The organism is Photobacterium damselae subsp. damselae (assembly GCF_038086725.1).
In the GTDB taxonomy this organism is placed as follows: Bacteria; Pseudomonadota; Gammaproteobacteria; order Enterobacterales; family Vibrionaceae; genus Photobacterium; species Photobacterium damselae.
The window spans coordinates 987,414-1,002,420 of record NZ_CP146971.1; the positions used below are offsets into that span (position 1 = coordinate 987,414).

The window sequence follows — 15,007 nt, forward strand, 5'->3', positions numbered from 1 at the left end:
CTATCTTTTGTCTGTGTTTCTTTCTATTTTTTACTTGTATGATTAAAAGAATAGTAAAGAAATGGATAAACACATGCTAGTACAACTTCATAACGCATATTTAGGCGAACTCTACGGTATCGCTTTTTTCCAGTATTTTGCCAACAACTATCATGATTCTCACTATCAAGAACATTGGCAACTGTTAACCGAAATTGAACAATTAACCGCTCAATTATTAGAGCAAGGACTGAAACCATTAGGCATTGAATGTACCCCTCACAACTCTGAAATGGAGCAAAAAGGGATCTCTGACGCTAAAAAATGGCAACGTTTAACTTGGCCAGATCTCATAAAAACCATGGTGGATTGGGTCGCCCCTTATCAAATCCGCTATCAGCAACAATCCGATTTAGCAACCGAGCATAAAGAACTCTATAAACTCGTGGCCGATCATGAAAATGCCATCTACAACTACTTAGTTGCTGAGCATCAAGGTAGTGGCGAGAGCTTGACTATTTTACGTCAATTTCTTGCAGCATATCGCTAAACAAAGCGCGAGCTTTATCTCAACTTTATTGGTGAAAGGCATCAAGTTAGAGAGCCATACGACAAAATATTAACTTTCGCGTTGTACTCACCTCTTCTCTGTATTACCCATATATATACCCAAGCAATATCAGAATTACTTGGGTTATATATCCTAATAAAAGAAATTATAGGTATGGCTATGGGTAATAAATCTAATATTCAATGCATTATATTTGATTGTGAAGGTACGCTGGTAGACAGTGAACGCCTTGTTTGCCAAGCCATCGTCAATGCCTTTGCTATTTTTAATGTACCACTTCAGTTAGAAGACTGTGTCCAACATTTCGAAGGCGGTAAAATTACAGAACAGTTAGCTAAAGTACAGTATCGAAGCGGGACAAGTATCGACATTGATAAACTTGAACCCATTTATCGACAACAGTATGCCTTACTATCGGAAACTCACCTGCAACCGATACCGGGTGTGGTTGACCTGCTCACTCGATTGAAAGCACGCAATATCGAGCTTTGTGTGATTTCTAATTCATCAAAAGCAAAACTCAAAGCGATTTTGTCTCAAACTCAATTAAGCCACTTCTTTGGTAATAATTTGTTTTGTGGTGATGATGTTGGCAACTGGAAACCAGCACCAGATATCTTGTTATATTCTGCGATGTATCTCGGTTTTTCTAAAGATGAGTGTCTTTATGTCGATGATACAGTACAAGGGGTACAGACAGGTATTGCAGCAGGGATTCGTACTTATCAATATCAAGATATTATCCATTCTTATCGAGCTGTCAGTAATCAAGCGCCGATCATAAGATCAAGTATCGAACTATTAAGTATTATTGACAGTTCATTTACCTCACAACCACATATAGCTTAAGAATAACCATAGGAGCATCATACTAACGTGACGCTCCTGCACTACTATAACAATCCCACCATTACCCTCAGAGCTGTAACACTAGAGTCAGAACTCGCGTTTTTCAGGATCTTGTAGCTATTCATACATCAACGGTATAGATCTAGATCGATGTGGCATTTAGTCAAAAAAGATAAGTAAAAGTAGTTTCATCCCTCTATTATTAATTTAGTTGTTAAATTAGATAACGTTTTCAAAACAACTTTTAAACTTAGGAGCAAGGATGTTTCTTGATTATTTTGCCTTAGGGCTTTTATTTTTTGTCGCATTAGTGCTGTTTTACGGCATTATCGTGATTCATGACATTCCATATGAAATCGCAAAAACGCGCAATCACCCTCATCAAGACGCCATTCACTATGCTGGATGGGTAAGCTTATTTACGTTACATGTGTTATGGCCTTTTCTATGGATATGGGCAACACTCTGGCGCGATGATCGTGGTTGGGGGTTTAATAAAATTCAGTCGGAACAAAACGAATTACACCATGAACTGACCCACCTTACGGAACAATTAGAAAAACTGACCGAAAAAGTTACGGCGATAGAGTTGGCTCAAACTCAGCTTGAATCAGCGACAAAACAAAAATCATCGCCAGAGGAGAAACAATAAATGGATTTATTACTTATCCTCACTTACACCGCCTTATGTATTGCCATTTTTAAAATATTCAGAATACCGTTAAATAAATGGACAGTGCCAACCGCTGTTCTTGGTGGTGTAGTATTGATTGGCACATTAATTCTATTGATGAACTATAACCACCCTTACAGTAATTTAGGCGGCCAGTACTTTGTCACAACACCAGTGGTTCCAGCAGTAAGAGGCAAAGTGATTGAAGTACCCGTTGAAGCAAACCGCCCCCTACATAAAGGTGATGTGCTTTTTAAGCTTGATCCAACCCCATTTCAAGCAGAGGTCAACTTACAACAAGCCGCCTTAGCAGAAGCACAACAATATGTATTAGGATTGGAAGCTGCATATCGAGCCGCTCAAGCAACCACCCATAAAGCACAAGCAGAACGAGATCGTACTTATACTCAATATCAACGTTATAAAAAAGGTCATCAAAAAGGAGCATTTACTCAATCCGATGTTGATAACCGCCGTCAGTTCTATTTAAGTGCAGAATCATCTTTAGAAGCAGCAAAAGCTGAAGAGCGACGAGCAAAGTTAGCCTTTGAGTCAGAAATAGCAGGAGAAAATACCAATATAGCTAAGATACGGGCACAATTACAAAAAGCTCAATTCAATCTAGATGAAACGGTTGTTCATGCTCCAACAGATGGTTATGTTACTCAATTAGCTCTACGTCCAGGAATGATGGCTGTGCCTATGCCACTAAGACCTGTCATGACATTTGTTAATAAAGATGCTGAAAATCTTTTTGTCGCTGCGTTTCGCCAAAATTCATTACTACGATTAGAAAAAGGATTTAAAGCTGACTTTATATTTAAAGCTCTGCCCGGAAAAACATTTGCTGGAGAAGTAGTAGAAGTATTACCCGCAATTGGTGAAAGTCAAATTCAAGCCCAAGGCACACTGTATGGAACCGAAGCTCTGCAACGACAAGGACGCCCGCTGGTTGTGCTGAAAATTACAGACGATATTGGACAATATCAACTACCCCAAGGTACCAATGTGGAAGTCGCTATTTATTCAGACAGTTTTGAGCATGTTGCTGTTATGCGTAAGGTTTTAATTCGAATGAAGAGTTGGCAAAACTATCTCTATCTTGATCACTGATCGGGAGTACTTCCTTAAATAACAAGAATTAAAAAAGGGGCAAAAACAAGCCCCTTTAATTCTCAGTTCAAATTGACTAGTTACCAGTAGCCAATCTCTTTCCCTATCGACTAGCGATAAGATTCGTATAAGAACCAAACTCGACGCTCTGTTTGATCAATCCAATCATCAATCATACTTACTGATGAAAAATCATTAAATCCATCACACAATGTATGAGCCATACGAAGCTCAGAAGCTAAATGCTTATTATCTTCGCAAAGTTCAGCCAACATATCTTGTGGATCAACATAATCGGCATCATTATCTTCAATACGCTGAAGACGAGCGATATGACCGATAGAGTGAATAGTACGACCACCAATTTTACGGACACGTTCAGCAATATCGTCAGTCATCGCAAAAATTTGCGCACTTTGCTCATCTAAAAGTAAATGATAGTCACGGAAGTGAGAACCTGTCATATGCCAATGGAAATTTTTGGTCTTTAGATATAAAGCAAAAACATCCGCTAGAATAGTGGTCATTACAGCGCTAATTTCTTTGGTCGCCTCAGGGCTAAGATCAGTCGGGGTGGCCAGAAGACGAGTTTGATGCTGTTTCGCATCGACAATTTCTTGTTCAGTTAATTCTTTACTGCTCATCATTCTCTCCTTTGGAATTCATCAATATCAATTCCGTACCCGCTCACTATATGCCTCTACATGGTTATAACAACTTAAATATCCCATTGAAAATGAAAGATAATATTTATAGAACAAAATATGCATTATTAAGCAATATTACTCGGATTAATTCTCATACATCACCATAGATATGCACCAAAACGGGTATACCTCGAAAAAACACCAAAGCTAAGAACGACTATTCGATTATTCCTCCTTGTTTCTCTATTTTATTAATAGTGACAAATAAAAAACAAAAGTCGTTTGCTATCTCTACCACTCATGATTACCCTTGCTCTGTAAATATAACCACATAAAGGGATCCGTAATGGAACAATCATCTGCATATCCAATTGGTGTTCATGGACAAAAATGGGGCGAAGCCGAAGTGGCTGCATGGCGAGCTCAAACCAGCATCAAACGTTCTTACCTTGATGAGGTTGTTAGCAAGATAGCCATTTTAGAAGAAGACTTTGATGTAGAACCGTATGGTGAACTCACTTATATTCCAGGCCAATATCCATTGTTTGTCATCCGTTCTCGCAATTTTGATAGCAACAAACCAACGGTATTAATCACTGGTGGTGTTCACGGCTATGAGACCAGCGGGGTACATGGCGCACTCGAATTTTTAGCGACTCAAGCTTTTAATTATGAACCTCATTTTAATTTCATTGTGATCCCATGTGTTAGTCCTTGGGGCTATGAAACGATCAACCGCTGGAATCCAAATGCGATCGATCCAAACCGTTCATTTTTTGCCAATACTCCAGCAGAAGAGTCCGCTTGGGTAATGGATGTAGTGAATAAATGTGAATATCCAATTCTTGTTCATATCGATCTTCACGAAACAACAGATACCGATGAATCAGAATTCCGTCCAGCATTAGCGGCTCGTGATGGTAAAGACTACATTGAAGATTCTGTTCCAGATGGTTTTTATGTGGTAGGTGACAGTGAAAATCCGCAAGATGGTTTTCAAAAAGCCATTATTGATTCGGTACGACATGTCACACATATTGCTCCACCCGATCAAGATGGCAATATCATTGGTGAACCAATCACTCAAGAAGGTGTTATTAATTACCCCCTAAAAGCACTTTCACTTTGTGCCAGCATTACGGATGCGCTTTATACAACGACAACAGAAGTTTATCCCGATAGTCCAAAAGTTACCGATGAAGAGTGTAACCAAGCACAAGTCGCTGCCATTACTGGGGCTTTAGATTATGTATTAAACCAACATAACTAAAACTCTTTTTTAAGCGCATCCCGTTTAGATGCGCTTTTTGGCTTTAAAATTGCTTAATGACAAGGATACGAATTCGTTAAGTGTATCTATGGCCAATTTAAAACAACAAGATGTAAGCCTTGTCGCCCTATATCAAAAAACCGCGCAAGGGAAATACACTACTGCCGATTATTATAAAGATATCCCCATTCATGCGATGAAAGGATTGCATGAATATGTAGTATCACTTGCAATCCAATATCAGCATAGCTCACATTTACAAGCTATTGATCTAGGAGCTGGTGCTGGTGCTCTATCTTTAAGACTCATCGACCAAGGTTATCAAGTTACAGCCGTTGATCTTGTGACTGATAATTTTCGTCTATCTCCTAAACAAGCAGCATTAATACAAGTTAATCTCAATTCTCAATTTAGTTACTGTATTCAACGAACATTCGATCTTGTCTCTGCGGTGGAAATCATTGAACACTTAGAAAATCCTCGCGCTTTTTTTCGTGAATGCCAAGCACTACTGCAAGATAATGGGATATTACTTTTAACCACACCTAACATCACTTCCGCATTCTCAGTAACAGAGAGTCTCATTAAAGACAACTTTACATATTTTGATGATGGGCAGTATCTTAATGGCGGGCATATTTCACCAATCAGCCATTGGCAAATTATTAAAATGGCCGAAGAAAATCAGTTAGAGATTATTCATCATTCAACATTTGGTAAGCACCATATTCATTTTCGTGAATGGCCGAGATTCTGGCTACTTTATCATATCAATCGCTTACTAAGGCCAGATCTCAAACACCGTAATGGCTGTATTAATGTCTATTTAATGAAAAAAAAGCAAGAGATCGTCAATTAATCTCTTGCTTACCTTATGCATTAATTAAACAGAATAACCCGAGATTCATAAGGTCTAACTAGCATAGATGATTGAATCGTTTGGCTTTGCCAATCATCGTAATTACCTAATAAGACTCTCCCTTCAGACACATCGATATTCTCAGGAAGTTCAAATTCGACCTGTTTATCATAAAAGTTATTAATACATAATAAATGTTGCCCATTTGCTTGGCGTAAATAACAAAATAGTTGAGGATGCTCAGGGCAAAGATCAAGAAAGTCACCGTCAGTAATAATAGAAACAGTTTTACGCAGCTCTATTAGTCTTTGATAAAAATAAAAAACAGAATTTGGATCCTTGATTGCTTGCTCAGCATTGATTAATTGGTAATTATCAGCAACATCAATCCATGGCTGCTCTTTACTAAAACCGGCATGTAAAGTATCACTCCACTGCATTGGCGTTCGGGAATTATCTCGTGATTTTTCGGCCAATATATTGAGCATTGTCGTTGGCTCAATCCCTTGCTGATGAACCATAATCTTGTACATATTAAGACTTTCAACATCACGATATTGCGATAAGTCTTGATAATGAGGATTCGTCATCGCAAGTTCTTCACCTTGATAAATATAAGGAGTTCCTTGCATCATATGTAACGAGGTAGCGAGCATCTTGGCTGATAGCTCCCTATAAGCTCCATCATTACCTAACCGACTAACAATACGCGGCTGATCATGGTTACACCAAAACAGAGCTCCCCAGCCTTTACAATGTAAACCGCACTGCCAATGGGAAAAAATTTTCTTGAGACCAACAAAATCAAACGGTGCTAATGCCCACTTCTCACCTTGCGGATAATCCACCTTTAAATGATGAAAATTAAACACCATCGAAAGTTCAGAGCCATCTAGCGCAGAGTACTGTTGACAGTGTTCGAGTGTCGTTGATGACATCTCCCCCACAGTAACCGACCCATAGTACTGAAACACATCACGGCTAATCTCTTGTAAATACTCATGAACTCTTGGTCCATCGGTATAAAATCGACGTCCATCACCTTGATCATCGTTTGGGAAATCCTGCTGCTTAGAAATCAAATTAATCACATCTAAACGAAATCCATCAACACCCTTCTCTGCCCAGAAGCTTATGATTTTCTTAACTTCTTCCCTAACTTGCGGATTATCCCAATTAAGATCTGCCTGCTCTTTCGCAAACAGATGTAAATAATATTGTTCCGAGGACTCATCCCACTGCCAAGCGCTGCCTCCAAACTTAGATAACCAATTATTAGGCGCTTCTCCATCCTTAGCATCTTGCCAAATATAGTAATCACGATAAGGGCTATTGCGATCTTTTAGAGCAGATTGAAACCAGTGATGCTCTGTTGAAGTATGATTAACAACAATATCCATAATCAGGCGCATATCCCGAAGGTGTAACTGCTCAAGTAACAGCTCAAAATCGGCCATTGAACCAAAATCAGGATTAATCGCATAATAATCGGCAATGTCATAACCATTATCGATCATAGGAGAGACATAAATAGGTGTTAACCAAATAGCATCTACTCCAAGTAACTTTAAATAGTCTAACTTTGAAATGATGCCAAGTAGATCGCCAGTACCTTTAGCGCCACTATCACAAAAACTCTTAGGATAAATTTGATAAATACTAGCAGTACGCCACCAATCAATATTATTAGTCATTACGGTCACTCAAAAAGATATCGAAAAGGAGCTAGAAGTTGTTAGCTCCTTCAAAATAAATAGGATTATTAGGCAAGAGAAGATACAGGGCGCTCATCATCTAAGTTGTTATCATCAAGCTCCCCTTTAGCCTGAGCGCGCTTATAAAGCACAAGAGTCAAAAGCAAAGGAACAATGATAGCCACCAGCATTGCCGCTAAGAAGACTAACCAATATTGTGGTTGAATCGAGAGAATACCGGGTAATCCCCCAACACCAATACCGTTTGCCATTACCCCTGCACTACCACAAATACCAGCAGCAATCGCAGAACCGATCATAGCGCTTAGCATAGGGAAACGATATTTTAAGTTAATGCCGTACATGGCAGGTTCTGTAACACCTAGATAGGCAGAAATAGCAGCTGGAACCGATATCTCCTTTTCATTCTGTTTTTTACTAATGAAAATAATACCAACGACTGCAGATGCTTGAGCAATATTAGAAAGAGCAATTAAAGGCCAAATTGGGGTTCCACCCATATCTTGCATCAGTTGTAAATCAACTGCATTCGTGGTGTGGTGAATACCTGTAATAACCAAAGGTGCATAAAGAAAACCAAACACCATAGAACCGATGACAGCAAAGTCACCTGTCATCGCCGCTTTTACTACAACAGCGATCACATCACCAATCATACGACCGAATGGGCCAATTAAGGCATGAGCTAAAATTACCGCAAGCAACAAAGAGATAAATGGCACAACAACTAAATAAAGGTAAGAAGGGATAATTCGCTTAAAAAAACCTTCAATATAGGCAAGAGCTATACCTGCGAGCATGGCTGGAATGACCTGAGCTTGATAGCCCACTTTCTCAATAGTGAATAAACCAAAATTCCACACATCAGGAACCTGTTTCCCAATAAGATAGGCATTCATCAATTGAGGAGAGACAAGCGTAATACCCAAAACTATCCCTAAAATGGGTGTTCCACCAAGCTTTTTCACCGTCGACCAGCAAACCCCTACAGGCAAGAACATAAAGATAGCTTCACCAATTAACCATAAAAAGTCATAGACAGATCGCCAAAATTGGCTAACTTCTGTAAGAGTTTTACCATCAAAGAGTTTAATATCGCCAATCACATTGCGAAAACCAAGCAACAAACCACCGGTGATAATCGCAGGTAATAACGGTACGAAAATTTCAGCTAAATGAGAAATTCCTCGTTCCAGCCAACTCATATTCTGTCTTGCTGCAACTTTGGCTTCCTCTTTTGAAACACCCTGAGAGCCAGTTAATTTTTGTAATAATGCAAACGCTTGATCAACATCAGTCCCAATCACAACTTGAAACTGACCTGCATTAGTAAAACACCCCTTAACACAAGGAATCGCTTCAATTTGTTTAACATTAGCCTGCGTGGGATCTGTGAGAACAAATCGTAAACGAGTAAGACAATGCGTTACGCTAGCAATATTAGTTTTTCCACCAATCAGTTCAATTAACTGCTCTATTTGTTGACGATTTATCTGGCTCATACCAATTTCCATTTTAGGTAAGGATATTTCAGTAGCGGATATGTTGTTTGTTAATGCTTATTAATTGGGAATGTTCCCAAAACAAGTTAATCATACAAAGTAAAATCAAAATTAAAATGGGAACATTCCCTATCAGTGATATTGCTCACTTTCCGTGCAAACAGAACGACTAAAATTGTGACAACTAGCAAATTCTTAAAAGGCATACAAATGTCATGAAATAGCCATAGAAATAACATCATAACTTCATGAATAATTACGATGATATCTAACAAAGGACACTAGATTAGGGATAATGAAACGTGAAGAAACTCATTTTGAATATAGGATTAATCCTTGCTTCAACAACAAGTTATGCCGCAACAGAGTATACACAAACTGATAGCTATACGATTCAAGCAAATCGAGATTACTTAGCGGATATTCCAGCTCAAAACAGTAATGGCTCTGTTAACGCTATTATTGAAATACCAACGGGTTCTAATCAAAAATGGGAAGTGAGTAAACAAGATAGCTCTACATTACATTGGGAGTTTAAGAACGGTCAGCCACGCATAGTGAAATATCTTGGTTATCCTGGTAACTATGGCACGGTTCCCAATACGGCTTTACCAAAATCTTTGGGGGGGGATGGAGATCCTCTCGATATTATTGTGCTTGGCCCCGCGCAGCCGAGAGGTAGTGTGGCTCAAGTAAAAGTGATAGGTGGCTTACAAATGCTAGATGATGGCGAGCAAGATGATAAATTAATTGCGATATCATTAGCAGATAGCTCATCATTTCACGAGATCTCAACCATAGAACAACTACAACACGCCTTTCCTGGCATAATTGATATCGTCAAAATATGGTTCAGTCACTACAAAGGAACTGAGGGAAATATTGAGATAAAAGGAATCATGGACTCAAAACAAGCCAATACCGTATTAAAGCAAGCAGTGGCTCACTACCAAAAAAGCAATCAATCATCATAAATGAATCAGCAAGACCAGCGTACAGGCTGAGTAAAGTGGACAACTTGCTCATTTCCCAAAAGTTGAGTTAATAGTTGTGAGGCAGCCGCTTTTCCAGCCTCACAATATCCAGGATCGATACTAACGGTATTGCTAAATAAAAACGTAAGCAGCTCTGTGGCTCCAACGCCTGTAACCATAATATCGTCTCGACCAAGTTGTTGTAATCGCTTAGCAGCTCCCATTGCCAAAGTATCACTAGCACAAACAATCGCTTGTGTCGTTGGCTGTAATACTTCATCAACTAAGGCATAACCACTATCAACAGTTAATTTCCCGGTTGAGAAATAAGGCTCAATACTATGACTGTGGCAATAATCTAAGTAAGCTTGTAGACGCATTTCCCCTGTTGTCTTATCTTGGGGGTTAACACCAATAAAACTGATATTCTGGCACTGCTTTTGGTAAAGATGCTCCATTAGCTGCTCAATCATGGCATGGTTATCATACCCAACAGAAGAGATTGCTTGTGTTTCAATGGCAATAACAACTGCCTTGTGCCCCCATTGTTCAAGAGTGTTAATATCACAATCAGTAAACCCAAAAACAATAACCCCATCAACTCGACGTTTTCTTAAAACAGCAAGATGCTCATTAGTTTTGAGGCGATCAAATTGACTCTCCATAATAACCGCATCATATCCCGCTCCATAAAGCACATCTAATATGCCGCTTACAGCACGATTTTCCGATGGTGATGATAAACGCGATAAAATAATCCCAATGACTTTAGAGCTACCACCACGCATAGATTGCGCAGATTTTGATGGTATAAAGCCAGACTCTTTTATGACTTGCTCAACCTTTTCTCGAGTTTTTGCTTTTACGTTAGGATCATTGGTTAATACCCGCGAAACCGTTGATTTTCCAACCCCCGCTAAACGAGCAATATCTAAAATAGTGAGCTTTTTGGTCATAACACATTAAACATCAGGAAGTTATTGAAAGTTAAGATAACGTATCATGAAGAAGGGGTAAAGAGAGCTTAAAAAGAAATGATAGGCTAAACCTATTCTCATTTAGCCTATGTATAACAGAATTTAAATCCCAGCCTCCACAGACTCAACTTTATGATGAGCACTCAGTTGCAATTTTAAACAGGTGATCCCACGACGTCCTGCTGCCAAAGCTTGCTCAGTAAATTCGTTAAAACCGATAACATCACGCTCAAGTAACATTTCAGCGGCCATTTGCATATTGGTTCCTGTCAACACTTCTGCAAACGTCATTTCCTGACATAGCAACGAAGCAACTCTAAATGGCGTACCACCTAATAGGTCTGTCATAAAAATAACACCATCCCCACTATCAACTTCTACTATCGCACTCATCAATTGCTGCGTTAATTGCTCAGTTGTCATTGCAACAGAAAAATCGACAGCTACACATTGTGGCTGACTGCCAATGACTTGAATTAATGCTTGTTCCAGGCCCGATGCAAACGGCCCATGCCCAGTAATAATTATCCCAATCATAGTTTATATCCTTGGCAAGTAAGGAGCTGTCATCAGTTCGATCTCACTCCTTACTTTATCCGTCAATTATAAAAATCCCATGAAACGACCCACAATTCCAAGAGTCATCGTTATTGCAATAAGTTTAAGAGGACTCCATCCTCGCTTAACGAGCGCATACATACATAAGGTGTAGGTTAAAGGTAAAAACGCTGGCATTAATTTATCAATTACATCAGCTTGAAGTTTAACAACCGCATCTCCGGCGGTGATTTCTGCGGTAGTAGAAAGACGAACATACGTTGCCACCAAAGCACCAATAACTGTCATACCGACAATGGATGCGGCGTGTCCAACCTTTTTAGTATTGGCCTTAATCATGGGAATTGCCGAAACTCCCATACGATAGGCGTAATGTGCTAATCCAAAACGTAAACCAAAATGCACTACATTAAACAGAACAAAGAAAAAAACAGCGCCCATAATGGAACCTTGCAGTGCAAGATCGGCCCCTATGCCGCCACAAATTGGTAATAACGTTAGCCAAAACATCGCATCGCCAATACCTCCCATCGGAGCACCAACAGCAATTTTAGTACTTTGAATACTGTTGATATTCTGCTTTGAGCGTTCCATAGCAAGAATAATTCCCATAACAAAAGTCACTAGAAATGGGTGAGTATTAAAAAAGCCCATATGCCCCTGCATGGCTTTACTCAAGTCAGCTTTATTCGTATGAATTTTTTTCAAAGCAGGAAGCAAACCATAGAGCCAACCAGAAGCTTGCATACGCTCATAGTTAAAAGAGGCTTGTAATAATAAAGAACGCCAAGCCATGCGATTAATATCTGCTTTTGTTAGTTCTGCGCCAATCTCTTTATTTTCATATTCATCAGCAGCAATGCCAGGGGCTGGTTGTACTTCAGGATTGTACTGATTTAACTTCATGTCATGAGTGATATTAGATTCCATCTTCGTAATCCTCTTGTGCAGGAGCCGTTGTCATCGGAGTGGGTTCAGATTTGCGCATAAAATCAATGACAGCCATCGCCGTTGCAGCTGTTGCTATCGCGAGAATAGGTAATTGAAGCCACGCTGCAGCAACAAAGCCTAAAATGAAATAAGGTATGTAGACATTTTTCATCATGATCTTCATTAGCACAGCAAAACCAATAGCAGGCATAATTCCACCGGCAACGCCAAGACCATCAATTAACTCTTTTGGCATTGCGTTTACAATATTTTCAGCATGTTCTGCACCTAAATAAATAGGTAGAAAAGCACATAAGAAATAGAATGTTCCCAATACAGCCAATGCCATATAATTGACTTTTTCTATACCTTTATCATCGGCATTCTGAGCAAATTGATCACACTTAGACATCACGGCTGACATAGCAGAAAACAACAGAGTAATGCCCATTTGCACCGCGACGGCAAAAGGAACTGCAACTCCGACAGCCACATTAGGTTCCACTTTTGTTGTAATAGCAAACGAAGTACCAACAATAGTCCCGATTATCACATTCGGTGGTTGAGCACCTGCTAACGGCGCTAATCCCATCCAAATAAGTTCTAAGGTACCACCAACTAAAATACCAGTAGGCAAGTCCCCTAAGATCAAGCCAACTAATGGGCCTAATACGACTGGACGATGAAAATGCGTTAAACCGTTAAAAAGATCTAAGCCAGCAAAAAAGGCAAGCACCCCTAGCATTATTGCTTGTATAAAACTAATTTCCATAATGACATCCCTTATTCAATTACAACAAAGTGAATAGATCTGTTGCACTTTCAGTAGGAACACCTTGTACATAACAAGTGACTCCTAATTCCTTTAATCGTTTAAATTGTTCTACATCATTTAGATCAACAGAAACGGTTTTCGCTATTTGATTCTTACCATCGCTATAGTGCATATTACCAACATTGATCCTTTCAATCGGAACCCCACCTTCAACTAATAAACGAAAATCTTGTGGCGTTTTACATACAAGTAATATTTTTTGTCGATCTGCTGCTTTATGAATTGTCTCGATTGTTTTTTGTATTGACCAAAAACGAATTGCAATACCATCTGCAAGTACCATTTCCATTAAATTCTGTTGCATTTCATCTTGGGCAACTTCATCATTGGCAACAATAACAATATTTGCATTAGCAAAACCAACCCATTGCACGCCAACTTGACCATGCACTAAACGTTCATCTATACGACTTAATACAATATTAGGCATAACACATTCCTTTTTATCAATGATATAAATCCATCTGTTTTTGTATTAAAGAATTCCCTAAAAATAAATAAAATTAATGCTGTTTATTATCAGCAATAATAACTTCAACACCTAGGCTTAATAGTTTGTCATGGTAATGGTGAGAAATATTACTATCAGTTATTAATGTATTAATTTGATGTCTTTCTCTTATCATACAAAAACTCTTACGCCCAAATTTAGAAGAGTCTGCAACAGCAATTATTTCATTAGCAACAGAGCACATTGCTCGATTAATACAAGCTTCATTAGCATCTGGAGTTGTGATCCCAGCAGTTAAATCAAATCCATCGACACCTAAAAATAGCTTATCAAAGCGATGACCTAGAATTTGGTCCTCTCCTTGGTGTCCAATTAAAGAACATGAAGTTCGGCGTAACTGCCCGCCAACAACATGAAGATCGATATTTTCATAACCACTTAATTGATAAGCAGTATTTAGGGAATTAGTCATAACAACCAACTGTTTTTTATTAGCTAAATACGCAGTCATTCTAGCAATGGTTGAACCGGAATCTAAAATAACAGTATCACCATCATGAATCAGATTCGCAGCCGTAGAAGCAATTAGATCTTTAATAGAGCGATTAACTTGTCTTTTATGATATAGCGGTAATTCAAATGCAAAATGTGGATTTAAGGTTGCACCACCATAACAACGAAAAATACATCCTTGTTTTTCGAGTAAATTTAAATCGTGTCGAATAGTAACCGTTGATACATTAAATTCAGAAGCAAAGTCATCCACTTTACCAGAACCATGTTCTCGTATTGCTAGCATTATTTTTTGTCTGCGTTCCGTGCTGGTCATATCTAACTCCAAAAATTTAGTTAGAAACTTAATAAAGATAAGTAATCTTATAAATTCATTTCAGCACTTAAATAAAATTAAAAATGAAATCCTGATCACAATCATTGTTCTATTTAATTTTGGAATAAAACCTTTCATTGTAGTGAAAGTGAAAACCGCTAAAAAAGAATATATGTATCCATATCTAGTGAAATCAATAAGAAAAATAATGATATTAATCACCATCGAAAGGTTTTAATAAAGATATTTTTTATTATTTATTTCAATCTTTCAGT

General features: G+C 38.6%; 16 protein-coding genes. 7 read left to right on the plus strand and 9 right to left on the minus strand.

Features of this window, described 5'->3' with window-relative positions:
• Positions 1–73: 73 nt before the first annotated feature.
• The 4 genes from WAX86_RS19100 to WAX86_RS19115 all read left to right on the plus strand — a co-directional run bounded on the left by WAX86_RS19100 (position 74) and on the right by WAX86_RS19115 (position 3,185).
• Complete coding sequence (locus WAX86_RS19100) at positions 74–529, plus strand: hypothetical protein (RefSeq protein WP_341489503.1); 456 nt, start codon at positions 74–76, stop codon at positions 527–529.
• 180 nt (positions 530–709) lie between these two features.
• The gene (locus tag WAX86_RS19105) at positions 710–1,399 is read left to right on the plus strand and encodes an HAD-IA family hydrolase (RefSeq protein WP_069533117.1); all 690 of its coding nucleotides are present in this window, start codon (positions 710–712) and stop codon (positions 1,397–1,399) included.
• A gap of 262 nt (positions 1,400–1,661) precedes the next feature.
• On the plus strand, positions 1,662–2,051 hold the full coding sequence (locus tag WAX86_RS19110; protein ID WP_036765884.1) for a DUF3302 domain-containing protein: 390 nt from the start codon (positions 1,662–1,664) through the stop codon (positions 2,049–2,051).
• Positions 2,052–3,185, plus strand: coding sequence for an HlyD family secretion protein (locus WAX86_RS19115; RefSeq protein ID WP_106339911.1), 1,134 nt, complete (start codon positions 2,052–2,054; stop codon positions 3,183–3,185). It abuts the gene before it with no gap.
• Between the two features lie 110 nt (positions 3,186–3,295).
• On the opposite strand, the gene WAX86_RS19120 is transcribed toward WAX86_RS19115, so the two are convergent.
• The gene (locus WAX86_RS19120) at positions 3,296–3,832 is read right to left on the minus strand and encodes a Dps family protein (RefSeq protein ID WP_232092219.1); all 537 of its coding nucleotides are present in this window, start codon (positions 3,830–3,832) and stop codon (positions 3,296–3,298) included.
• A 346-nt stretch (positions 3,833–4,178) separates the two neighbouring features.
• Here WAX86_RS19120 and WAX86_RS19125 point away from each other — a divergent pair, with 346 nt between their 5' ends.
• Together WAX86_RS19125 and WAX86_RS19130 are read left to right on the plus strand one after the other, a co-directional pair.
• Positions 4,179–5,102 carry a M14 family metallocarboxypeptidase gene (locus tag WAX86_RS19125; protein ID WP_106339909.1) on the plus strand — a complete coding sequence of 308 codons (924 nt, stop codon included), beginning with the start codon at positions 4,179–4,181 and terminating at the stop codon, positions 5,100–5,102.
• Positions 5,103–5,190: 88 nt separating this feature from the next.
• Positions 5,191–5,961 carry a bifunctional 2-polyprenyl-6-hydroxyphenol methylase/3-demethylubiquinol 3-O-methyltransferase UbiG gene (locus WAX86_RS19130; protein WP_171050659.1) on the plus strand — a complete coding sequence of 257 codons (771 nt, stop codon included), beginning with the start codon at positions 5,191–5,193 and terminating at the stop codon, positions 5,959–5,961.
• Positions 5,962–5,981: 20 nt separating this feature from the next.
• Here the strand turns inward: WAX86_RS19130 and treC are convergent, their stop codons facing one another.
• Together treC and treB are read right to left on the minus strand one after the other, a co-directional pair.
• Positions 5,982–7,664 (minus strand): alpha,alpha-phosphotrehalase, encoded by a 1,683-nt coding sequence (treC, locus tag WAX86_RS19135; RefSeq protein WP_376788117.1) that lies wholly within the window; start codon positions 7,662–7,664, stop codon positions 5,982–5,984.
• A gap of 59 nt (positions 7,665–7,723) precedes the next feature.
• Complete coding sequence (treB, locus tag WAX86_RS19140; RefSeq protein ID WP_171027319.1) at positions 7,724–9,178, minus strand: PTS trehalose transporter subunit IIBC; 1,455 nt, start codon at positions 9,176–9,178, stop codon at positions 7,724–7,726.
• A 302-nt stretch (positions 9,179–9,480) separates the two neighbouring features.
• Between treB and WAX86_RS19145 the strand changes: the two genes are divergently transcribed.
• Complete coding sequence (locus tag WAX86_RS19145; protein WP_341489504.1) at positions 9,481–10,152, plus strand: inorganic diphosphatase; 672 nt, start codon at positions 9,481–9,483, stop codon at positions 10,150–10,152.
• A gap of 5 nt (positions 10,153–10,157) precedes the next feature.
• On the opposite strand, the gene treR is transcribed toward WAX86_RS19145, so the two are convergent.
• The 6 genes from treR to agaR form a co-directional block, all read right to left on the minus strand.
• A complete protein-coding gene (treR, locus tag WAX86_RS19150; protein ID WP_341489505.1) occupies positions 10,158–11,108 on the minus strand; it encodes a trehalose operon repressor TreR in 951 nt (316 codons plus the stop codon).
• Between the two features lie 123 nt (positions 11,109–11,231).
• Positions 11,232–11,666, minus strand: coding sequence for a PTS galactosamine/N-acetylgalactosamine transporter subunit IIA (gene agaF / locus WAX86_RS19155; protein WP_341489506.1), 435 nt, complete (start codon positions 11,664–11,666; stop codon positions 11,232–11,234).
• Between the two features lie 66 nt (positions 11,667–11,732).
• Positions 11,733–12,617, minus strand: a complete 885-nt coding sequence (gene agaE / locus WAX86_RS19160) for a PTS N-acetylgalactosamine transporter subunit IID (RefSeq protein ID WP_065171179.1) — start codon at positions 12,615–12,617, stop codon at positions 11,733–11,735.
• Positions 12,607–13,389, minus strand: a complete 783-nt coding sequence (gene agaW / locus WAX86_RS19165; protein ID WP_065171178.1) for a PTS N-acetylgalactosamine transporter subunit IIC — start codon at positions 13,387–13,389, stop codon at positions 12,607–12,609. The genes agaE and agaW overlap by 11 nt, the downstream gene beginning before the upstream one ends.
• Before the next feature lie 19 nt (positions 13,390–13,408).
• On the minus strand, positions 13,409–13,882 hold the full coding sequence (gene agaV, locus WAX86_RS19170; RefSeq protein WP_065171177.1) for a PTS N-acetylgalactosamine transporter subunit IIB: 474 nt from the start codon (positions 13,880–13,882) through the stop codon (positions 13,409–13,411).
• Positions 13,883–13,955: 73 nt separating this feature from the next.
• Positions 13,956–14,732: a transcriptional repressor AgaR gene (gene agaR / locus WAX86_RS19175; RefSeq protein WP_341489507.1), complete on the minus strand. Its 777-nt coding sequence runs from the start codon at positions 14,730–14,732 to the stop codon at positions 13,956–13,958.
• Positions 14,733–15,007 lie beyond the last annotated feature (275 nt).